This is a genomic window from Polaromonas sp. 39-63-25, from assembly GCF_002278925.1.
GTDB lineage: Bacteria > Pseudomonadota > Gammaproteobacteria > Burkholderiales > Burkholderiaceae_C > Polaromonas.
Map to the genome: position 1 here is coordinate 1 of NZ_NCJH01000035.1, position 21,527 is coordinate 21,527.

The following is a 21,527-nucleotide window of genomic DNA, read 5'->3' on the forward strand; positions in this document are numbered from 1 at the left end:
GTAATAGTCCGACCACTACCGTTCTTGACGGTCAGTATTCTTCCGGGGCCAAACGTTGGTTGACCTCGGCGACATCGAACGCTGCGGGGTCGAACGACCCACCGATCCATTCCTTGAGGCTGTCGTGCTCGGGGTCGTTGGAGTCGGCCAGCGCGGCAAGGAATTCTTCGTAGCCTGGCGCACCGCCAACATCCTCGGGCGGGCATGCGTTCTCACCACCGATGCACACACCACGTGAGATCGGCGTATCCAGCGTCACGATCTTTTCGACCTTGACCTTGTGCCGCCAGTTGTCCCCGTAGTCGTAGACGTAGACGAAGGTTTTCCTGGCACCTAACGCCTCGCGCAGCGACACGCGCTCTTCGTCCATGACTTCGTCCGGTAGATCCAACCCCGGCTCAATGCGGCCGTAGTTGTCGTGCCCGAAGACGAACTCATGGATGTGGCCTCCTTGCCATCCAGTGCCGAACAGCAGTGTGGTGTGTAGGCGGGGCAATTCGATCGTGACAGGCACCAGGAAGCGCCGCCATACCTTGGGACGAACCCATTCGAGTTCGACGTAGAGTTGGTAAGCCTGCGCCGATGCACGGTGCTGCGCGGATGAGGTCTTGTTCATGGCCTCCAAGTCTAGTGAACTTGGGGCAGCGCGGGTGGTGCGCGCGCTCAGGCCGCCTTGGCGAGCTCTTCGTGCCAGGCGGGCCGTAGCTGCGCAGCTACCACCCAGGGCAAGAGCTCATCGATGCGATTGATCGGATGATCCGCGATGCGCTCCAGGACATGGCGCAGGTACAGCTGCGGGTTGATCCCGTTGAGTCTGGCCGTGCCGAGCAAGGTGTAGATCACCGCGGCACTTTGACCGCCAGCGTCGGAGCCCAGGTGCAGGTAATTTTTTCGGCCAATCGCTACCCCGCGCAACGCCCGCTCGGCCACATTGTTGTGCGCCTCGATGCGGCCATCGTCCACGAAGCGCGTAAGCGCCATCCAGTTGCTCAGCGAATAGCCGATGGCCAGCGCCATCGGTGACTTCGCCGAGACCTGTGCCAAGGTATTGTTCATCCAGCGTTTCAACTCGTCGAGCACCGGGGCCGCTCGTTCTTGCCGAACCCGCATTCGCTCGTCGGGCGGTTTGCCATTGAGTTCGGCTTCCACCTTGAAGATTCCACCGATGCGCTGCAGGGCTTGATGCGCCAGTGTCCCGGTCAACCTGTGCTGGCGTTCGTGGATGTCCCACACCTTTCGTCGCGCGTGGCTCCAGCATGCAGCCTCCACGATCCGGCCACTTTCATACAGTCTCACCTCGCCGGTTGGCCGAGTATTGGAACCACACGGCCGGCGCGGTCATGTCGGCACTGGCCCGGTCATCAGCAAGCCATCGTCGTACTTGGAGGTGACGATCCAGGCCAGGGCGCTCTCGCTGAACAGGCCCTTGGGGATGATTTGTGCCGGCTTGGAGGCCAGGCGCAGAGCGCCGTCACAGCAGGGGCAGGCGTATTTGACGCGCTCGTGGCGAATTACACGCACCTGCTGGGGAATGATGTCCAACTGCTCGCTGGCCTCGACGCCGATTTCCTGCAGGGCACAGCCGTCATGCGGGCAGACGCGTTCGGATTCAGGCAGTTCGTGGCGCACGACGTGGCGCGGCAGATCGGCGTCCAGCGGCTTGCGCCCACGCTTGAGGCGTTTGTGAGCTGCCACGTCCAACGCGGCATCGTCGCCAGCGGCGCCGTCTTCCAACGCTGGCGTGGCCTGTGCCGCCGCTGCCAGGGCCTCGGCCTCATTGAAGAACATGTCCTTCTGCTCGGTGCCGCGTGCTTCGCTCTTGGCGGCGAAGATCTTGCGCATCATCTTGTTGAGCCGCTCCTTGAGCAGGTCGCGCTCGACGCGAAGAAATCGGTTCTCTCCAACCAAGACATCCCGTTGCGAAAGTGCTGCCTGCAAGTCCTGTTGGAGGGCAGCGAATTCTTCGATCGTGGGCTGCAAAGTCATTGCGTTTTTTGATCGAATGGCCGCTCAGAAAGTTCCTTTTCACGCCTCTATAAATGAAACATTTTGAAGATATTTTTCAGGCCGCTTTTTGATACGAAACCGCAGCGTGGCCACGCATCGCCGAGAGGTCAATTCCGTCGAGCAGCCAGTGCAGTTGCTGCACCGTGAGTTCGGCTGCCGCGCTCTCTTTACCAGGCCAGACGAAGCGTGCGCCCTCGAGGCGTTTTTGCAGCAACCAGAACCCGTTGCGATCCCACCCCAGTATCTTGATGCGGTCTTTCCTTCGATTGCCGAACACAAACACGGCTTGTGCAAATGCGTCCAGTCCAAGTCCATGTTCGACCAGACTTGCCAGCCCGTTGATGTTCTTGCGGAAATCGATGGCGTCGCGGTGCAAGTACACGACTCTGCCGGGATTCAACGCGAACATGGCAAGTGACAGAGCATTTGCATGACCCCAGACATCCATCCCCTCGGCTATCGACAATATGTACTTTCAATAGTCAGTAACCCTTGCGTCATAGACACGACCTCCATTGCAGGATGTCTGTTATGTCGGCAATGACGCTCTTGCCAGTGGTGGTACCGCCTTTGAAATTGGTGTCTGACCCCGACTGGAACGAAGACACCGTTTTAAGGTCAGAGGTTGGCGTGGCCAAACCCTGGCTGTTCAGATAATTCGGGAACCCCTTTCAATCGGCAAACGCGCCGCAGGGGTGATTACTGTCCCAAAGCCTGGAGCCTCGTAGTTGCGTCCAAGTTGCTGGCCAGTACCGAACACCTTGGCCAATGAGCGGTTGTCCCTCAACTTGGGATTCGAAAGCAAAAACTCGGGGTTCGTGTTTGGCATGTTGGGGCCGCCGCCATTCGTGCGCCAAAGCGAGTCCAGTCGGTTATGGCCCCAGAATTCCGCCTCATTCGCCAGGATGGGATGCTCCAGGCACAGTTCGTGGTTCCACTTGCGTGCAATCAGGCGTCTGAGCGAAGCCTCGTTAACACGGGGACGGATCACGTATTGAAACGGCTGGCTAGGCACGATGATTTTGAACCACGCTGGGGCGAACTCCAGTTCATGGGGAAGCTCCAGCCAACTAACCTCCGTTGTAGGAGCCTGATGCCGGTGCATCAGCAACAACTTCGCGAACATGCCCAACATCTCGAGTTGCATCAACCTGAAGTCAAGTTCAGGCTCGCCTGCGGCAGTAGCGCCATATCGCGCGACTGTCCTGCCCAGCTGGGCTTTTGCTGGACCTTTCAGGTCGGTGGCGTCTGACTCAAAGAACATCACCATGTCTTGGACAAGTCCATACGCGCTGGCCAGTTTGTAAATCGCCGCGCTGATTAGGCTTGTATGTACGTCGATCCGAAGCCCTCTGGGATAACGACCAAGCCGATATGCCAGGGTGACGGCCGCGAGCTCATGCGCGTAACAGGCTTGCCGTAGCCACAGCAAGACCCGCTGGGCAGCTTCTACCTGTGCGTAAGGCGACCAGATGCCGCCTGTGCTTCGGCTATTCCCCGTCACCGTCAGATGTTCTTCCAAAAACCTCGGCCAGTGGGCGGATGATCGGTCGGCTTGCCAGACACACAGCCGTTGATAGTGGCGGGAGGCTACAGGATTGCTGGGAGTTCCAAGACGCTCACTTTGCTCGGAGGAAAAGGTGAATCGCCAGTGGAACGATGGTTTGGTAGCAGCCAATACGCGCCGCCTGTCGGTGATCATGGTATCAACAGCAGAGGCCTCTGAAGCATCGGTTTCGCGAGCGGCAGACCTTCCAAGCGCCAATTTGCAGTTAGGGCATTCGAAGGGGTACTCAATCACCGAAGCGAAGGTTGGAACGACAGGTTTGTGGCAATGGTGACAAACGTCATGGAACACGGTGGTGTGAAGCGGACAGCGGGCCAGAGCGACATGCTGGTAAACGGCGCTGTGGTAGTTCAGGTCGATGCAACGCCGACAGTAGCGAAGCGCCACGTTGATGACCAAGGCGTTTTCCTTGCCCATATCGGCACCATTAAGGCGGGCGATCTCCTTTACCGTGAGTAGCATCTCCTTGGCTAATTTTTCCGCCTCGTCGGGCACCAGCATAGAAAAGAGGCCTCGGCGCGCCATGGACTTATCAAGTGGGAACTGGACGCCCCCTTGCACACCATTGACAAGGCAATGCCGGTTCCAGGCCCCATACATGGATTCGTTGCTCCAGCCCATGCCCATCGGTTTGACTCGGCGAACGACGGTCTTCACAGCCAGTGGCAGCTTCATTTGCTGCTCCAGCCAGCAGCGCGTTCCTGGCGTGGGTCCGGGTCAGAGTCAACATAAAACCCCAGGACGCTCAAAAAGCCGGCTTCCTCCAGACCGAGGAGCACATGGGCCGATGTCAGCATCTCGGGTGCAATACCCTCGTCCAGCGCCGTGTTCAACACGCTCAACACGGTTGAACGAAAGTACTGCATGGGCAAGCGAAGACCAGAAGCAATGTTGTGTTTTCGCATGATGAGCGCAAGCGCCTCGTCAAAATGCGGCGTCAGATGCTCCAGTCTCCATCCAGCTTTGTAGGCCTCCGGAAATGCGCGAGAAAAGACGCTGACGCTTTCACCCTCCACCGGCATATCAAATGCCTGCAACACCAGGCCGATCTCGTTAAGCGCAATACCGCGATACTGGTGCTCCCGTGCGAAGAACCTCCCCAGTACCTGCATGCCTTTACCCTCAGACCATGTCTTGAACTGGTTACGCAGTTCGGGCTGACCTACCAGCAAGAAGAAAGGTTGTATCCCCATCTGCTCGAGGGAGTTGAATGCATGGATCAAATAACTGAATTGCAGCTTCCCGAGGTTCTGCGCCTCGTCAATAATAATCACCACGCGTTTTGAACCGGTGGCTTCGGTCAGTTCAGAAAGGTGGGTGTAGCAGCGCCGTCGCAGGACCGCGAGATCACGGCTGCCGACGCGCAGGCAGCCCGATTGCTGCAGCATTTCCTGGACAAACTCGCGTTCATTCTTTTTGGCCTCAGCCTGATCCGGGATAGTCCAGTGGAGGACCGCAAGTTCGTAATCAAGAAGAGAGGAGAGCATTCCGACCAGATACGAGCACGCCCTGCTCTTTCCGTTTCTCTGGGCGCCGTAAATCACCCCACCTGGCTGGTCTATGCGTATCCAGCGCGCCACCTTTTGTGCCATGCGGTCGATTTCCGGGGTCCATACCACTGTCGAGGGGAGGATCAAGGCTTCAGGCCGCGATACGGTCGCAGTTGAGTTTTCGGTTGTTGTCATGTATTTTTCAATTTGTAAAAGTAACACCTCGCTTGGAGGCGCGTGATTTTGTTTCGGGTATTTGACAGTTAGCGCCGCATGGGCCGGCGCGGCATGACCCACTTTGTCGGCGCAGGCGGAGGCGCAATTGATGGGGTGCCGCGGCCTGCCAGGCCGTCACGCAAGGTGGACTGATCAAAAGTCGGCTCTGCGCCAAGCAAACTCCCGCGGTGGTCATCAGAGTGCCCAGGCGCTTGCAGCAAGATGGCTTCACTGGCGCCCGAGCGCGCCTCCACATCGATGAAATCTTTCGAAGGTTTCAGCGATGGAAGGATGCTGCGGCGGTCCACCGCTGCATTGACTTCGAGCCACTCCACAGATTCCTGCTGAAGGTGTGAGGGCAAGACAAACTCCTCACGCGTCAAATACTGAATCAGGTAAGTCAGATTCAGCGCCGCAGTGGTATCCCGAATGGAACGTTGGCGAAGATGCGCAAACAAAACCTCCAGTGGCATGTCGTCTGCTCTCGGCCCCAACTCTCCGTCACGTTTGAGCTTGCCGAACAGGCGGCGAATGCGGACGTCATGGGGAAACGTGCCCCAGTGACCCAGCACCGATACAGGACCGAATTCCGTGCCATCTTCGTAAAACATCATCACAGTCCGCAGATTGCGAAAGTCGGCGCGAATCAGCATCGCCTTCCCTTTGAGGTCGAAACTGTTGCAAAGCTGTGGGCTCGAATAACGTTGGTAGAGATAATTGATGAACGGCCGCCGGCCACTCCGAATGTCTAACTTGATCAATACCCGATGCGGACGGCAAAAATAGTAGGCCTTGCGTTTGTCAACCGGAAGGTAGGTAGGCTTGAGGGTGCCGCTTTCAATGCGCCGCCTCAACCGGTCCAGAGCAGGAATGTGATTCGAACCCGCGGAAGGAAGCGCATTTTCGTTCTGCACATAGGCATCAAGAACCTGTTCAATCACGTCAGCCCGGATTCGCCGCTTCGGGGCTACCGCGCTGCTTTTGCGCAGGGGATCTTTAGGTCCGCTGCCGGTGGTGCTGGGCAATTGGTGAACAATCCTCTTCGCTTGCCGGGCGAACTGGCTTTCCACATCCGCTCTTTCGCGGGGTGTTGCGGGTTTGCCAAGGATCACAGTACCACCGAACAGGTGGGTAACAATGTGCTGAACGTGGTCTGCAAGGTGGGATAAGGCATTGTCCAGATAGATCACCCGGGGTATCGCAAATCGGAGCTCAGGAATTGCCTTCGCGGGATAACCGGCACCTGGTTCAAACATCACTCCATCGATCACAGGATTCACCACGGGTGGACCATTGACCGCATCCCACAAAAGCATGGAAACGTCGTGGGCTGAAGCCTGTGGTGCATATATCTGACGGCTTGCCAGGGTCGCACCAGAGCCACGGTGGATCAGTCGAAGTTGTTGAAAACGACGCAGTTCGAGGGCTTCCCAGTCCCCCTGGCCATTCGGTATCTCATAAGTCGCATCAACGTCAAGGGTGACCTCGTCCATGACCCAGTCGTCATATCCACCACTTCTCCGGTCGGCATCACCTGTCCCCTCACCGTACCCGGCTTGAACGGCGGCCTCCTTGCCATACTGACGCCCGATGTACCGGGTGGCGTACTGGGGTATGTAGTCGGTGTCTACCCAGGATCTCAGCGCGCGCCTTGAGCGCTCCTTGGTATTGAGGGGGTATTCATCCTCCTTGACGCGGCTGGCCCTGCACAACTTGATGTACCCAAGATGCAAAGTACGAAACATGACCCGATTCACCGTCAAGCCTTTGGATCCATAGCCATTCAAAATAGCTACCAAACCCTTTTCGATTTCGGGATAGTCAAGCAGCACTTTGCGGAACATGCCCCCAAAGCCGGTTTTTGATCCAGGGCTCGCTTTGAGCGGCGCCGTGCGTGTTGACCGCTCAGGCTTGAAGCCTTTCACCAGCGCTCTTAGGCCCGGAATTTTGCCGGTTGCATCGGGTCTCAGGCAGTTCGCAAAAATGCGATGAAACTGTCGCTCCGCGACCTTTGCAACCTGGGCAACTTCCGCCAGTGGTGCCCCCGCCATGTAAAGGGTTACGGCATCCCGTAGATTGCGAAACCGCTTCTGAACATGTGGACTCAAGAGCGAGTCGTCATACCCAGGCCAGTCCGTCATGTCCTTGTGACAGGCAAGAACGTAGTTACGGCCGCCTGTATTGTCCGGCTGACAACCGTTAGGCCGTGCACGTGAACGTGAACGTGGATTTCGGGCCATACGGTACCTCCTCAATGTTGATGGATAGATGCCCTGAGCAATGCAAGGCGAAGAGTGCTGAATCAATTACGGTGGCGGGAAAATATTTCCTATATGTCCACTGCAGGCTTTCACGCGGACTGACCGCGCGGGGGGCGTACTCAAAAAATTCCTTCACTGCCTTTGTATGTTGTGGCAACACGGGATGCAGAATCAATTGCTGGCGCATGTGGATCAGGTTTTCAAGGAGGATCAGGTTGTCCCGTATCTCCCTTTTGGTGCGAAGCTGAGGCGTGTAGTTGTAGACCGTGCAGGCCTTTCGCAACGCTTCAAATGATTCTTCGGCTTGCGGCGTCAAATCATCAACCACCAGATCCGCAATCCCGAAGTTGTTGCCGAAGATCGTAAGGGTGTCGCAGTAGGCTCGAACCCGGTTGCCACGGTCCATATAGGAGAGAGTCGTCGGCTCAACCTCACAGGAAATGACACCCGGGGTCATTACCCGAAGTAGCCAGTTTTCTCCCTTCAAAGGCGTCGAATAGTCCACGGCTTGGCCGGTGAATGGATTCAGGGTGCGCAACAGGCGCCCTCTTCTTCGGCTATACCTGGCAAACAGGCCGCCATATGAAATTCCAGCTTCATTCAGCATGAAAGGTCCTTCAAAAATAGATGACGTATGAGTAGCTGTGCGCGACTGAGCGTGACGTCCCGAACATCAAAACAGGGAAACCGACCAATCGCAGGCAAAATGGCGACCATCGCCGGACGTCGCGCCGGCTGATGGGCAGAGTCGCACCGAGGTAGCTCGGTGGATTTTTGGGATATTTGGCTGGGGGAACTGCTTGACAGTTGCCCTTGGGACTTTAAAATGGGCGCATCGATATTCAACGATGGTTTTTTTAAAACCCGCCTTTCAAGGCGAGCGACGGCTTACTGCTTCAACAGTAAGCCGTTCGTCTTTCTACCTGCCAAAAACAGGTTAGGTCGTCATTTAACGCTCCTCGGTGAGCCCGCTTCTGCGGCGAAGCGCTGCGACGCCACCCATCCTGCGACATCCAGCGCCAACGCAAACCGGCCCTTGCGACTTGCAATGAGAAAAGTCGGCACGGGCACGGTCTTGCGCGATTCGGCCCGCCGTAGCGCAGCGGTTGATCTATATCCCAGTGCATTGCTGAGCGCTTGCCCCTGTAGCAGCGGCCCATGGGTTTTGACGAGGTCGTCATTGATCCTGGCGGCCAGATCCGAGATGGCGGGAACAGGCTCGAACGCGCATGAATTGCTGGTCATATGCCAATGCTAACTGCAACCAAACAGCAAGGCAAAGGGGTAAAACGCACCCGCAAATTACCCTTGGATATTTTTCGATGGCAGGGCTATGCATTTGATTTGACTGGTTTTTTTGAGATTTCATCGCTGCAGGACATCAATAAAAAGAAGATTCCCGAGGTAGCAAGTTCCGACATTTCTGCACAGGTCCGTGCCATGAATGGAACGAACTACTTCTACTGCGTCAAAGAAGCGACCCGCCTGACGACAGCGGACGCAATGGACCAGAGGTTCTCACCCAAGCTCTATATGCCAAAAGGCGAAGAAGGAAATCCTTCACGCAGCAAACAGTGGACCGGATACCAGAAGGGCAGGTTACCGAGGAGGCGTAAACGCAAGGAGGTTGAAAAACTATCAGGCTACAGCTTCGAACATGAGGTCGAATCACTTGTCTGGAGCTGGCTGGATATCAGCCAACCCCTCCCGCGAAATACCCTTGAGTTGGTTCGCAAGATGAAACTCTGGGACGAGGGAACGAGTTACCTCGTTTTGAGCCGCCTCAAGTCGGGAGAGGTATGTGATGCCGCCATACATGAGCTGGGCGATATCTTGTGTTGCTCTGCAAGTTTCGAAAGATTCGGATTGCTTGTCATGATGTTTCGCACGGCTGTGGAAAAAGCCCGAACTCAAGCGTCCTGTCTCCTGGGTGCTCAAGTAGTACGCATGCTGGTCATGATCGGTGGGCAACTCCATCAACGTGGAATCTGTGCACGGATGATCCGATTTGTCACTGACCATCTGCTTCCGTTGAGCCCATGGCGTAGTGACTTTAGTCCGCAGGAAATGGCAAAGATGAGTGCGCTGCTCCATTTTTTATCGTCCGTACACATATCCCGATACGAAAACAGGTTCTGGACGTACGCCTCCCAGTCAGCGAACATACATTTCTGTGTCCATCACATGGGTTCTGGCTTTGCGGAGATTTTTCACGTGCTGTTCCCTAACCGTTCGGGACAGGCTGTGGGCGCGCGAGCGGTATTACGTGACCAGGCACTCGAGAACTTTGCGATCTTCCTGGAAGCAGGGAATTTTCCCTTGATGCTCCACGAAGAGTACTTCTGGATGAACTGTGATTTTCGGGAATTGGCATTGAAAGACGCAGCGGAAATAGCCCAGGTCGTTCGCAGCCTCAAATCCCCGTTAGCCATTACTGAGAGGAGCCCACTCGACACCGAGGCCCTAGGCTTCCCATGGCTGGGGAAAGGCAAGCAATTGCCACCAAACGGCAGTTCCGACGCCCTTTAACTTATTCCACCCTGCCAAAGAGACCCCTGAGTGGCCATTCCGTTAGGTGTTCCAGAACAGCTAATGTCGCGGCATACGGATCGCCGCCAACTGCCTCGAAACCTGATGCGTTCTGCCGATGATCAGATCGGTTGCGTTCCATATCGCTTCCTTTTTTGAGACTTCCTCAACCAAGTGTCACCATCTCAAGCCTCATAGCCAAAGTAACCAAGAACTGGAAGCTTTGGAAAGTCCCAACGCCACGTAGCTTTCAGTCCTGTCGGCGAATGATGTCTTAGTTTGCTCCGTGCCGGCAAATGCTGGCGTGAGTTGCTCCTGCTTATTAGTCTGATGTCTGTCTTTACTGCCCTAGGCTAAACGCTGCCGGAGGTTGCTTCGGGTTCGCGGGCAGCGAGTTCCGACAGGGCTAATGGGCTTTTCCTTTTAAATCAACTACTTAGCGCTTCGGCGACATGGTGACCGTTGCTGCAGTCGTCCACTGCATGCGCATCATTCGCTTGTGTCTTGGTCTTGGGATTACTTTGGTGTCACGTGAACACCACTTCTGCTGACGCTAGAATTAAATAAACCGCGATGCCGGATTTATGCGGCATTCATAAACTGTTTAAATCCGGCATTACGAAGCCTGACAAACTAGACATTTGCCCCGGGCCGGCCTAAAATGACGGCATGCCCATCCTCCACGAGCTCGCCGCCAGTGTGAAAAAGAAGAGATCCGAGATGGGTCTGAGCCAGGAGCGCCTTGCTGAACTCGCTGGGCTCTCCCGCGACACCATCAACGCCCTGGAATCCGGCCGACTGGATAATCTGAGCCTGACCCGCGCCGAGCGGCTGGCCAACACGCTGGGCTACGGCCTGGGGGTCACCGGGACCCGCGCCAGCAAGGAGGACAGCGGCGTCAGTGCACTGGAGGCCGCCGCCACGTCCAGCAGCATCAGCTACGCCGCGCCGATTCCGCCCGAGGTGCTGCGCCACAGCCTGTTGACGGGGGCCATCCCGCCCAAACACATGGCGCAGCTGCGCGCGCTGCTCGACGAGTCGCCTTTGCCGGTGCTCTCGGCCGTCGCCGCGCAGCTCGAGCGCGACAACGGCGTGCGCCCCCGGATCACCTGGCAGCGCATGCGCCAGCTGGCCGCGGCGCTGGCCTGCTCACGCCCAATCTGGTGATGAAGCCGCCACAGTTTGAGCGAACAGGCATCTGGCGCGAAATCTTCGCGGCCGCCCTCACCCTGACCGATCACCTGGCCACCGTCGTGAACAGGCCGACCTGGAGCTTTGGCGGGGGCACCGTCCTCATGCTGCGCCTGAACCACCGGCACAGCAAGGACGTGGACCTGTTTGTGCCGGATCCGCAGTATTTGGGATATTTTTCCCCGCGCCTGATGCGCCTGGTGCTCCCCATCGGGGAGATCGACATCGTCGTCGGAACCCCGTTGACGCCGCATCCGTGGGACCTCACGCCGTTCGAGGGCCGCACGATCTGCGTTGAATCGTGCGCGGAAATCGTCGCCAAAAAGATGTGGCACCGTGGCAATAGGGCCAAGGCGCGGGATTTGTTTGACCTGTGCGCGGTCGCGGACCTGGAGCCGGAGGCCATTGACGCGGCCCGGCCGTTTTTTGCGCGGCACGGCGCGGCGTTTATGTCACGCTTGACCGAGTACCGGGACTTCAGCGAAGGAGAGTTCGAGATGATTGACCGAATTGACTACGCACGCCCGTTCAGCGAGTGCCTCAACTCAGCAGCTACTGCGGCTTCAACATGAGAATTTGCAGCGAAATATGCGATATGGTAAACTTGCTTCACACAATTCGCTAAGGAGAGCGTCATGTCCGACCTGGTTATCGAGTTTGCCGATGAGTTGGCCCCGGGTACCAAAAAACAGGTTGAGGCAGCCCTCGCAGGGCTGGTGCCGGCAGTGGTAGAAAACTTGCGAGAACATCGCAAAATTAATCGTGCGCGTTTGATTGAGTATTTTCTGAATGGCGCGGCCCCCAGTTCGATTGATTTCAAAAGGGCACGCCAGAATGCAAATGCCCTAAAGGCGGTATACGCTGGGACACAGTGGTTAACGGCGGCTGAAATAGGCGCTCAACTCGGCGAACTAACCGGTAAGAAGCCGGCCAATCCCTCGGCGCAGGCAAGCCGATGGAAGACTCTCGGGGACGTCTTTGCAATTGAACACGATGGCAAGGATCGTTACCCACGCTACGCTTTCGGCATAGACTGGCGGCCGCTACCGGTGTTGAAAGACATCATTGCGACGTTCGCACCTACGGATCCGATGCGCCTCGCGGCTTGGTTTGAAAGCACGTCGGCGTTCCTAGGGGGGCGCCGTCCTCGGGAGGTCATCGCTGAAGATGGCGTAAAGGTACTAGAAGCCGTGCAGGACCTGCGCCTTCAACAGGCCCGCTAGCCTGTGCCGATTTCCTGCGACTTCACGAAGCTCGGTACTCTATCCGTCGGGCCAAAGACACCGTGGTATCGCGTCCATAGTTCGGCCTATGGGGCTACAGCTTTTAACGGCGCTGCTGCGGGCAACGCTCGATTCAGTCCAATAAGAAATGTGAGTGCCGCGGTGGTTCCCACCATCTATGCGGGCGAGGACATTAAAACAGCGCTCATGGAAACCGTCTTGCATGACGTCCCTTTTCCATCCCACGGCTTTATCTACTCGCCAGCCCCGCCCGAGAACCGGGTATTGTCAACAATACAGTTGGGCGCGAGCCTTAACTTGGCGGATCTCACGATGATAGGGCTCAAGCGTGTCGGGCTCCTCTCAAGCATGGTCATCGACGGAGACAAGGCAACCTATCCCGATACGCGGAAATTCGCCGAGGCGATGCGCGCTGCACGCCCAGATATCGCCGGCGTAATATGGGACTCAAGGCAGACCAAAAGAAAAGCAATTGTGCTTTTTGGCGACCGGCTTGGTGCCGTCACGATAGTGCAGAACCCATCCAGCCCGTCGGTGTCGATCGACGATGACCTGGTCCGCGACGAACTCACAGAGTTGCTTGAACAACTGGGTGCCAGTTCCATACTCTAGCGTCTAAGAGGGCAGTGCGTGGCGCACTCCTGCCATTCGTCAAGGCTGGCGGGCTTAAAAACCGTTCCCACCTCCCCGAGCGAATGCGGGTCATCCGGCGAAATGAAGTTGACAACACTTTGGAAATGAAAGTGTCAACACTCAATCAACTTTCCTTATCCCATGCGGGTTCCGAGCCACCATCGCAATCCGTCAAATTTCAGAATCCCCGCGTTTGAACAGTTTTTTTGATCTTTTCTGTGAAGTGAAGGTGTCAATGGAGGGCTTCGTTTCCTTGATCTTTGTCGTAACCCTCAGTTTTCGATGCCTACGCTGACTGCAGAAGGCAATTGGTCGAATGTCCAAGGAGGACATTGCGAAGATCGCCGAACTGTTCCACCCTTCTGTTGACGATCCGGACCACGATCGCTTCAAGCATGAATATGGCGTTCTGACCATCGAAGAGATGGCCGACCGGATGAAATGTACGCCCGAGATGGTTCGTGAGAGAGAAGTTGCAGGCGATCTCTTCGCGGCCCACACGCCAGATCGAGCCGGTGGTGAGCTCTACCCAAAGTTCCAACTCGATGAACGCGTGGACAGGGCACTACTTAAACGGATTATTCAGGAGTACCGCGACGCTGGCGTTTCCACCACGTTACTTTGGAGTTTCCTGCGGGGCCGACAGAAGGAATTTGCTGGCTTTACGCCCATGGAAATGATGCTGGGCGCCTCCGCGCCTGCCTATGACTCGCTGACGCCTGAAGAATGGTCCGTAGCTTTTCTCGATGTTGTGAGTGAAGAACTGTCTCGTGTCAGGTGGGTCTGGGGTGTTGAATTGCGCTGAAGTCTGACCCGTGGGTCAGATTTCGACGGAATTCAACAAAATGTCCGGTTTATGTTCCGGTGCGGTTCCTGGAAGAAACATGCTCGGAACCCGTTTGAGGTGCCTGATATTTAGTGTTTGCTGACTAAGCGCGTAGGCGCTAATCAAGGCGTACTCCCTTAGCCTATCGATGCGTCTCACCGACGGCGAAATCAGAAAATCCAATATATTTGGCTATTAAAAGACAAATTTAATCGACATTATTGAGGCGGATTGCTAAAGTCAGATATGGCAATCTTGAATGAACTTTCGAGCATGGTGAAACGCCAGCGTTCAGAAATGGGCCTCAGCCAGGAACGCCTCGCCGAGTTGGCTGGGCTTTCGCGCGCCACGATCAACGAGCTAGAAACTGGCAAACTCACCAACCTTAGCCTCACCCGCGCCGAGCGCCTGGCGAACACGCTGGGTTTTGGACTGGGCGTGACCGGTACCCGCAAGGCCAAGTCTGACGGTGACACTGCCAGTGCCATGGAAACCGCGGCACGCTCTGGCAGCATCAGCTATAGCGAGACGATTCCGCCCGAAACGCTGCGCCACGCACTGGTCACTGGTGTGATCCCGCCCAACCACATCCCACAGTTGCGGGCTCTGCTTGACGAGGCCCCTCTTACTGTGCTCTCCGCCGCGGTAGCGCAAATAGAGTTGGAGAACAAAGTGCCCCGCAGAGCGACGTGGCAAAGGATGCGTCAACTGGCCACGGCCACCGCTTGTACGCGGGGCATTTGGTTGTAACCCTGTCTTGGCTGACTGCAATAAGTCAGATATATGCTCTTGCGCTTTCCGATGTGCTGTATGAAAATACAGTTAAAACGTCAAGGCCTCAACGGCGCCTTCTTTGAATCATGGGGCCAGGAGTTCAGCATGAGCAAGAACAGCAAGCAAACCTCGCCCCACGTTGCTTCCGTCGCCGGCAAGGCGTTAGGCAGCTCGTCATCCAGCACAGTCCAAAAGTCGCTGGCCGGCTCCGCACTGCGTCAGGCTGGTAATTCAGCCCAGACCGGTGCACAGACTGAGAGTCGGGCATCCCGGGCATTGGACAATCCCAACTCAGCGCCTCTGACCAGAACTTTAGCCGGTAGCCTTGTATCTCAGTCCAACAAACAGCGGTAGTTTCGAGCCAATGCGTAAAGATGACCTCGGACAATCTGCCCGACAGCTTGCCCGGGAGCGCCATGCCATCCTAGAAAAGGACCGGCTGAGAAGACATCAGCGAATTGCATCGGACTTGACCACGTTGGCTCCAGACAGGCGTGACCGATTGATCAAAGATGCACGCGCGGTGGTTTCTCGGTGGCGTGCGGAACGCCTTTGTAGTATTGATTACATCCAAAGGTGGGAGCAAATCCTAGAAATGGAGCCGGAAGAAATGGCGCTTGCAATAGTGTCGGAGGCAGATGGATGGGGCCCTGCCCTACGCCAAAACTCGCCATGGGTAGGGGTGCATGCGTGAGCGTGAACGACGTACCTTCACCGGAAACTGCCATGCCGCTAACGCTTCCAAATTTCATCGAAGACCTGCAGGATCCGGAGCTCGCACCGATGCTTTCGCCGGCCCGTTACATTCGCCTGCTCGGAATGGACGTCGAAACGCTGGCTCGAAATGCACGTGTATCCGTGAGCGCAATCACTAAAACCCCGGGCGCAGCCTCCGTCCAAAGTCATCTGAGAGACAACCTTCGCGTCATCAAAGCCGCCTATGACACATCCGGTGGCGACCTGGCGAAATCACTGCGCTGGTTTCGAGCGGAGTCACTTCCAGCATTCGGCCAACGGACCGCGGAACAAGCGGTTTCAGCAGGCCGGGCAGATGACGTTATCCGCCTGATTGATTCTCTTCACGGTGGCGCTGCAGGCTAGCCCATCTGATTGGCATCAAAGAGTGTCATGTCAACGTCAACCAGCGGTATCAAAAACGACGAACTGCTGCTGGTGGTGGCTAGCTCTGCCGCGCTTGCGGCTGCCGGCCTCGACGTCGGGCTGATCGACGCTGTACCTTGTCCACCACCCTCCCCCTCTGGTGACGCCGCTAGCGCTGATGCTGCTTCACCCCGAATCATGATCGGGCGACTCAGGACGGCAAAGGTAGAGAGCGTTGACGAAGTACGGTTGCAGCTAATAGGCGTAAGTGAGGTATTGAAGACAGTTGCTCGATTGTCTAAGGAGGAGATTGCAGCGATCGTTGAACTGCTCCGCCCATCTGTTGACGATCATGACCATGATCGCTTCAAGCATGAATATGGCGTTCTGACCATCGAAGAAATGGCCGACCGGATGAAATGCACGCCCGAGGCGGTTGGTGAGCGGGAAGTTGCGGGCGATCTCTTCGCGGCCCACACGCCAGGTCGAGCCGGTGGTGAGCTCTACCCAAAGTTTCAACTCGATGAACGCGTGGACAAGTCGCTGCTTAAACAGATTATTCAGGAATACCGCGATGCCGGCGTTTCGACCACGTTACTCTGGAGTTTCTTGCGGAGCCGGCAGAAGGAATTTGCTGGCTTTACCCCCATGGAAATGATGCTAGGTGCGTCAGCGCCTGGCTATGACGCGCTGGCGCCTGAGGAATGGTCCGTTGCTTTTCTCGACGTGGTGAGTGAAGAACTGTCTCGTGTCAGGTGGATCTGGGGCTCAGGCGGCTAGGCTGGGGCCCTGGTTTAACCATCTCCGGCGAAGTAACATTGCAAATGAGATGACTATGCAAACTGCATGGAGAGCGCCTGATGAGCATCCGGAAAAATAAGCGTCGGATCAGCCGGCTGCGTAAAGGCAACTTCAACCCAAAAGTCTGGTCAAGATCCGAGGAAGAGCAAGCTTGGCTCGACATTGCCCCTGTAGGTCGGGAGTTTGGCAGCCCAGACTATGAGCGCCTTCAGATTTTGGATCTATATGCTCTGGGAACGATATCCAGCGACGATGCCATGCAGCAACTTGGAATTGGTAGTCTGGATGAATTAAATCAGCAAATGAGGCAGCGCTAAATCCCTGACGGGAGCCGCCCGTCGCCCTCAGTTCCGAACATGAGCAGTAACGCGCCCATTCGACGCTATACATCTCAACGAACCCTGGGTAGCGGGTCAGATGTCGCGCCAAGAATACATTAGCAGGTTGTTATGCAACGATTCGATCAGTTTCTCGATCTCGGTGTCGAATTTCTCATGGTCGAACGCAATTTGCGGGGCAAGCAAGCCGCCTCCCCAATAGTGGAAAACGTCGTGCATGGCTTGAGCGGCATCCATGTGGCTGTGCAGCCAATAGAAGGTGTCCGCCTCAACCTGAATGCGTTTTGGAGATGCAGTGAATCTCCGCTCACTATTGCCGTACATACTGGGGTTGGTAAGGTTACTGCTCCCCACGATGGCCAACACTGGACACGTGCCGCTTAGGAAAACAGCAACCTTGGCGTGCCAACGAAGTTCTAGATCGCCTGGTTCGGGGGACGCCAGCCGATAGGCATAAGCCTTAAGCCCGCGCCGGGTGAGCGCAGCCCTCAGCTCCCTCAGCGACGCATCCTCGCCGTAGGAGCCGTACAGAAATACTTTCTTGCCTTTCATCTGTTCGCCGATGCCAAAATCGGGTGCGGAGTCGTCCAACTCGACAGTGAAATCGGAAAAGAAGCCAGAAGCGATGTAGGCGCTGTCGATGTCCGATGAGTTCAGTGCGCGCACCAAAGCGTCGCGGTAGTAGCTGTCGGAGAAATGCTTGCGCAGTGTGATGGCAATTGGCATGGTGATGATGCTTAGGTGAAAAGAAATTCAACCTCCTTCATTGGTCCTAAACAACCTCCCTTGCTGCCCCTCTAAGCTGGCGCCCAGCATCTGTAGGTATGGTTCGATCTCTTCTTCATTGAATAGAACGATCTGCTGAACGGCGGGGACGCTTCGCTCGTACATCAAGCCGAGTCGAATCAAGGTATACAACAGCATGGCATGCCGAGACTTGACCTCAAGCCTCCCATCAGTCATCGCGTAATCGATCTCCAGCGCCCTTCTACTGGCATGAGGAAGCGCTGGGTGTGGCATTAGCACCAGCGTGAGGATCGTGTGCCATTCCTGATCTTCCGCGACTGGCACAGCACTCCGCCCTCCAACCTGAACGGTGCTGAGGCGCGCAATCACAAAGTCACGAAATTTGTTGCGAGTGTGGCAATAGGCGCGCACGTGCCAACGTTGTCCATCGTAAGCGATAGCATGCGGCGACAGGATTCGATGGGTCGCATCTTCCCGACCCATGGTCTGGTATTGCACATTGATCATCCGTCCCTCGCGGATGGCATTCAAGAGATGCATCAACACAGCGCCATCAACCTCTCTGCCCGGCGTCGGGACCGTTGCCATGGGAGGAGGCCACCGTACAAAACTCGACGCCGCTTCCATCGTGCCGGCGTCCAAAGCAAGCAATTCGTTGAGATAGGTCTTTGATGCGCTTCTCTGGTAGATGGGGTGGAAGTACTCGGTCCTCATGTAGGCCTTTGCCTTTGGATCGTATTTGAGGTTGTCAGGAGCCGTTTCCGTGTACTTGGACAGGTCCAGTGATGCCTGTGGCAGAGATATTTTGAAGAACTCGACCAGGTCGGAGCGATTTACCCGGCCTTCCCAGCGCAGTCGAAAGTCGATGAATTTTAGCCGCCGGTCCTGGCTCCAGCTCAGCGGTTCAGGCTGCTCACCGGGAAGGCCATAGATAGACTCAAAATGTGTTTTCATACAGGTAATGATTATATTTGTTATGACTATCACATTGAATATGACTAGAATACGCCTAGCTTAGCAAGATTCGCGATTTGCGCTGTTACTGCTGGCAACGGAGGTTTTGTGACGGATTCTGTTAAAAAATGCTTTCTGAAGGTGGTAAACCACCGTATGGAGTGGTCTTTATGACTACGCCGAGCCCGGATCGCGTGGAAAACGGCCACAAGCCAAAAAGCGGTCGCTTTCAGATTCTGGCGCTGTCCGGTGGCGGCTACAGGGGTTTGTATACGGCCAAGATTCTGGCGGACCTGGAAGCTGAGATGGGCGGAACCCCCATTGGTCGGCGGTTTGACCTCGTTACAGGTACCTCCATCGGCGGGATCTTGGCCCTCGCCATAGCGATGGAAATACCCGCTCAGCGCATGGTCGACCTCTTCGTCGATCACGGCGAGGAAATTTTCAAGAAACGGCGGTCCTTCTGGGGAGTATGGCGCGCGCCCTACTCGCCCGCTCCCCTCAATGGGCTGCTTGCCGACAAGGAGGTGTTCGGCGAGCAGTTGCTGGGCCAGTGCCGACACCCCGTCATTGTCCCGTCGATCAACTATTCGACGGGTATGCCCGTGGTTTTCAAGACGCCTCATCATCCCGATTTCAAGCGTGATCATATGCATCGGCTTGTCGACATTGGCATGGCGACAAGCGCCGCGCCGGCCTATTTCCCTCGCCACTGCTTCGGTAATAGCCAGTATGTTGATGAGGGTCGGCAGGGATTCATGTAAAAAACCGCAGAAGCGAGCCTATCCCTATGATTCCATTGGGATTATTGGCGAGTCGAAGAGCAAAGGTCCGAACTTTCGCCGGAAGTCCAGCGTGTAGTCGCCAAACCGGTTGATATGGGCCGTGAACCGCGGGTCTCCGTTACTGAAAGCGCCGCCTGAGACTCAGCAAACTTTCGGTGTTTCTCCTCAATCGCCTCTGGCGTGCTCATCGAAGCTACAGCCGCAAGAACAAGCTGTATTTCGCGTTTGTTGAGCTTGGCAAGGTCATCCGGACCATGTTCCTGCTGAGCTACATCGGCGATGTCGGGCTGCGCAAGGTGATCCATGCAGAAACCAACAAGAGCGAACAGTTCAACGGCTTTGCCGGCTGGTCATTCTCTGGGGGAGAGGGGATCATTGCGGAGAACATCCGGCACGAGCAGCGCAAGGTGATCAAGCCCTCCATCCAAGCCTCTAGGGAACGGGATTATGATCGTAAAGCCTCTATCTGAACAGTATTTGGTCTAGACACCATACTTCCAGGCACCAGGCTAGCCCACCGTCCCCAGCGTGAAATAGAAGGTAGCGCCTTCGTTCTCCACGCTGTCAGCCCAGACGCGGCCCCCGTGGCGGTCAATCACGCGTTTCACAATGGTCAGCCCCAGGCCTGTTCCCAAGAAGTCCGAATGCGAATGCAGCCGCTCGAACGCGCCGAAAAGCTTGCCGGCATGGTGCATGTCAAAACCGGCGCCGTTGTCCTTGACAAAATAAACGGTCTCGCCGCTGGCATCGAGCTCGCCGCCGATATTGATCCGGGCCACCGCCCGCCTGGCGGTAAACTTCCAGGCGTTGCCCAGCAGGTTCTGAATGACGACCGACAGAAGAAGCGGATCGCCGTGCGCCAGCAGTCCGTCCTGAATCTGGATCCGCGCCTGGCGCTCGGGCTCGCCCTCCCTGCATGCCTGCGCTGCCTTCCTGGAGACAGCCGACAGGTCGACCGCCTCGGATCGGAGCTGATCGCGTGACAGCTTGGCAAGCGACAGCAGCCCGTCAATGAGTTCGCTCATCTGCTGGGTTCCCGCACGAATCCGGCTCAGGTAGTGTTGGCCCTTGTCGCCGATCTTGTCCCCTGCAGCTTGCTCCAGCAATTGGCTGAATCCGTCGATCGTATTCAGGGGGGAGCGAAGGTCGTGTGACACGGAATAGGAAAAAGCCTCCAGTTCCTTGTTCGCGGCCTCCAGCTGGGCGGTGCGCTGGCGAACCCGTTCTTCGAGGTCGGCATTGAGCCGCAGGATTTCTTCCTGGGCCCGCTTGCGTTCGGTGATGTCCGCCGCCACGCCGAGCACCCCGTCGGCGGTGCCGTCCGCGGCCACGATGGGGCGCTTGACGGTCTGCAGCCAGCGAACTTTCCCGGTGGCGTCGATGAGCTTCTCCTCGGGGATGAACACTTCGCGCAGCGTGTCCATCGTTTCAAGGTCGGCTTTGAGAAAACGTGCAACTTCCTGCGCATCGGCGGTGACGTCCGCTTCGGCCTTGCCCAGCATTTCCTCGACGGTGCTGCCGTAGGCCTCGGCCATGGCCTGGTTCACCAGGACAAAGCGCCCCGCGCGGTCCTTGGCGAAAATGAAGGTGGGGTTGAGGTCGATCACCTGGCGCAGAAAAAGGCTCTGGCGGCGAACTTCTTCCTCGGCGCGGCGCAGCGCGGCAAGTTCTTCTTTTTCCACCAGCGCACGTCGCACGGCGGCATCGAGCCGCTGCGGCCGCTGCTTGAGGACGTAATCGGTGGCGCCGGCTTTCAGGCAGTCCACCGCCGCTTCCTCGCTCAGTTCGCCGGACATCATGATCACCGGAAGCTCCGGCTGCCTCTCGCGGACGTGCCGGAGCGCCGACAGGCCGTCGTAACCCGGCAGTTTGGAGTCGGCCAGCACCAGGTCAAAGGTTTCCTGCGCCAAAGCGGACTCGAATGCCTCCTTGCCGCTCACCCACCGGATGTCGCAGGACAGTCCGGCCGCTTCCAGCCTCAGCCGGATCAATTCCGCATCCAACGGATTGTCTTCCAGATGCAGCAGTCGGATGGATGGGTTCATATCGGCCTCCGGATCGAG

The 21,527-nt window shown here is 56.7% G+C and carries 23 protein-coding genes and 1 pseudogene; 12 read left to right on the forward strand and 12 right to left on the reverse strand.

The features are described from left to right. Positions 1 to 31: 31 nt before the first annotated feature. The 9 genes from B7X65_RS23190 to B7X65_RS23230 all read right to left on the reverse strand — a co-directional run bounded on the left by B7X65_RS23190 (position 32) and on the right by B7X65_RS23230 (position 8,786). Complete coding sequence (locus B7X65_RS23190; RefSeq protein ID WP_293596594.1) at positions 32 to 616, reverse strand: plasmid pRiA4b ORF-3 family protein; 585 nt, start codon at positions 614 to 616, stop codon at positions 32 to 34. Positions 617 to 663: 47 nt separating this feature from the next. Next, positions 664 to 1,296 carry an IS66 family transposase gene (locus B7X65_RS23195; protein WP_293596595.1) on the reverse strand — a complete coding sequence of 211 codons (633 nt, stop codon included), beginning with the start codon at positions 1,294 to 1,296 and terminating at the stop codon, positions 664 to 666. Positions 1,297 to 1,338: 42 nt separating this feature from the next. After that, positions 1,339 to 1,986, reverse strand: a complete 648-nt coding sequence (locus tag B7X65_RS23200; RefSeq protein ID WP_293596596.1) for an IS66 family transposase zinc-finger binding domain-containing protein — start codon at positions 1,984 to 1,986, stop codon at positions 1,339 to 1,341. 76 nt (positions 1,987 to 2,062) lie between these two features. Continuing rightward, positions 2,063 to 2,416, reverse strand: coding sequence for an IS66 family insertion sequence element accessory protein TnpB (tnpB, locus tag B7X65_RS23205; protein WP_293596597.1), 354 nt, complete (start codon positions 2,414 to 2,416; stop codon positions 2,063 to 2,065). Positions 2,417 to 2,656: 240 nt separating this feature from the next. Then, positions 2,657 to 4,249: a hypothetical protein gene (locus B7X65_RS23210; RefSeq protein ID WP_293596598.1), complete on the reverse strand. Its 1,593-nt coding sequence runs from the start codon at positions 4,247 to 4,249 to the stop codon at positions 2,657 to 2,659. Then, the gene (locus tag B7X65_RS23215) at positions 4,246 to 5,259 is read right to left on the reverse strand and encodes an ATP-binding protein (RefSeq protein ID WP_293596599.1); all 1,014 of its coding nucleotides are present in this window, start codon (positions 5,257 to 5,259) and stop codon (positions 4,246 to 4,248) included. Before B7X65_RS23215 ends, B7X65_RS23210 begins: the two co-directional genes overlap by 4 nt. A gap of 68 nt (positions 5,260 to 5,327) precedes the next feature. Next, the gene (locus B7X65_RS23220; protein ID WP_293596600.1) at positions 5,328 to 7,520 is read right to left on the reverse strand and encodes a hypothetical protein; all 2,193 of its coding nucleotides are present in this window, start codon (positions 7,518 to 7,520) and stop codon (positions 5,328 to 5,330) included. Further along, complete coding sequence (locus B7X65_RS23225) at positions 7,480 to 8,148, reverse strand: hypothetical protein (RefSeq protein ID WP_293596601.1); 669 nt, start codon at positions 8,146 to 8,148, stop codon at positions 7,480 to 7,482. Before B7X65_RS23225 ends, B7X65_RS23220 begins: the two co-directional genes overlap by 41 nt. Positions 8,149 to 8,486: 338 nt before the next feature. After that, positions 8,487 to 8,786, reverse strand: a complete 300-nt coding sequence (locus B7X65_RS23230; protein WP_293596602.1) for a hypothetical protein — start codon at positions 8,784 to 8,786, stop codon at positions 8,487 to 8,489. Positions 8,787 to 8,792: 6 nt separating this feature from the next. Between B7X65_RS23230 and B7X65_RS23235 the strand changes: the two genes are divergently transcribed. The 10 genes from B7X65_RS23235 to B7X65_RS23280 all read left to right on the forward strand — a co-directional run bounded on the left by B7X65_RS23235 (position 8,793) and on the right by B7X65_RS23280 (position 16,957). Then, the gene (locus B7X65_RS23235; protein WP_293596603.1) at positions 8,793 to 10,070 is read left to right on the forward strand and encodes a hypothetical protein; all 1,278 of its coding nucleotides are present in this window, start codon (positions 8,793 to 8,795) and stop codon (positions 10,068 to 10,070) included. Between the two features lie 669 nt (positions 10,071 to 10,739). Beyond that, positions 10,740 to 11,237, forward strand: coding sequence for a helix-turn-helix transcriptional regulator (locus B7X65_RS23240; RefSeq protein ID WP_293596604.1), 498 nt, complete (start codon positions 10,740 to 10,742; stop codon positions 11,235 to 11,237). Then, a complete protein-coding gene (locus tag B7X65_RS23245; RefSeq protein ID WP_293596605.1) occupies positions 11,237 to 11,833 on the forward strand; it encodes a nucleotidyl transferase AbiEii/AbiGii toxin family protein in 597 nt (198 codons plus the stop codon). The genes B7X65_RS23240 and B7X65_RS23245 overlap by 1 nt, the downstream gene beginning before the upstream one ends. Positions 11,834 to 11,896: 63 nt before the next feature. Next, on the forward strand, positions 11,897 to 12,484 hold the full coding sequence (locus B7X65_RS23250; RefSeq protein WP_293596606.1) for a hypothetical protein: 588 nt from the start codon (positions 11,897 to 11,899) through the stop codon (positions 12,482 to 12,484). Positions 12,485 to 12,487: 3 nt separating this feature from the next. Then, positions 12,488 to 13,117: an RES family NAD+ phosphorylase gene (locus tag B7X65_RS23255; protein WP_293596607.1), complete on the forward strand. Its 630-nt coding sequence runs from the start codon at positions 12,488 to 12,490 to the stop codon at positions 13,115 to 13,117. Positions 13,118 to 13,454: 337 nt separating this feature from the next. Then, complete coding sequence (locus B7X65_RS23260; protein WP_293596608.1) at positions 13,455 to 13,943, forward strand: hypothetical protein; 489 nt, start codon at positions 13,455 to 13,457, stop codon at positions 13,941 to 13,943. A 267-nt stretch (positions 13,944 to 14,210) separates the two neighbouring features. Continuing rightward, positions 14,211 to 14,714 carry a helix-turn-helix transcriptional regulator gene (locus B7X65_RS23265; RefSeq protein ID WP_293596609.1) on the forward strand — a complete coding sequence of 168 codons (504 nt, stop codon included), beginning with the start codon at positions 14,211 to 14,213 and terminating at the stop codon, positions 14,712 to 14,714. 714 nt (positions 14,715 to 15,428) lie between these two features. Further along, complete coding sequence (locus B7X65_RS23270) at positions 15,429 to 15,839, forward strand: DUF2384 domain-containing protein (protein WP_293596610.1); 411 nt, start codon at positions 15,429 to 15,431, stop codon at positions 15,837 to 15,839. Positions 15,840 to 15,866: 27 nt separating this feature from the next. Then, positions 15,867 to 16,619, forward strand: coding sequence for a hypothetical protein (locus B7X65_RS23275; RefSeq protein WP_293596611.1), 753 nt, complete (start codon positions 15,867 to 15,869; stop codon positions 16,617 to 16,619). A gap of 80 nt (positions 16,620 to 16,699) precedes the next feature. After that, the gene (locus B7X65_RS23280) at positions 16,700 to 16,957 is read left to right on the forward strand and encodes a hypothetical protein (protein WP_293596612.1); all 258 of its coding nucleotides are present in this window, start codon (positions 16,700 to 16,702) and stop codon (positions 16,955 to 16,957) included. Between the two features lie 96 nt (positions 16,958 to 17,053). Here the strand turns inward: B7X65_RS23280 and B7X65_RS23285 are convergent, their stop codons facing one another. Together B7X65_RS23285 and B7X65_RS23290 are read right to left on the reverse strand one after the other, a co-directional pair. Further along, the gene (locus B7X65_RS23285; RefSeq protein ID WP_293596613.1) at positions 17,054 to 17,704 is read right to left on the reverse strand and encodes a phospholipase D family protein; all 651 of its coding nucleotides are present in this window, start codon (positions 17,702 to 17,704) and stop codon (positions 17,054 to 17,056) included. Positions 17,705 to 17,731: 27 nt separating this feature from the next. Then, positions 17,732 to 18,679: a WYL domain-containing protein gene (locus tag B7X65_RS23290; protein ID WP_293596614.1), complete on the reverse strand. Its 948-nt coding sequence runs from the start codon at positions 18,677 to 18,679 to the stop codon at positions 17,732 to 17,734. A 170-nt stretch (positions 18,680 to 18,849) separates the two neighbouring features. Here B7X65_RS23290 and B7X65_RS23295 point away from each other — a divergent pair, with 170 nt between their 5' ends. Next, positions 18,850 to 19,443, forward strand: coding sequence for a CBASS cGAMP-activated phospholipase (locus B7X65_RS23295; RefSeq protein ID WP_293596615.1), 594 nt, complete (start codon positions 18,850 to 18,852; stop codon positions 19,441 to 19,443). A 212-nt stretch (positions 19,444 to 19,655) separates the two neighbouring features. Further along, a pseudogene (locus tag B7X65_RS23300) lies at positions 19,656 to 19,880 on the forward strand (Tn3 family transposase); the annotation flags it as partial. 93 nt (positions 19,881 to 19,973) lie between these two features. Here the strand turns inward: B7X65_RS23300 and B7X65_RS23305 are convergent. After that, positions 19,974 to 21,509 (reverse strand): ATP-binding protein, encoded by a 1,536-nt coding sequence (locus B7X65_RS23305; protein ID WP_293596616.1) that lies wholly within the window; start codon positions 21,507 to 21,509, stop codon positions 19,974 to 19,976. Positions 21,510 to 21,527 lie beyond the last annotated feature (18 nt).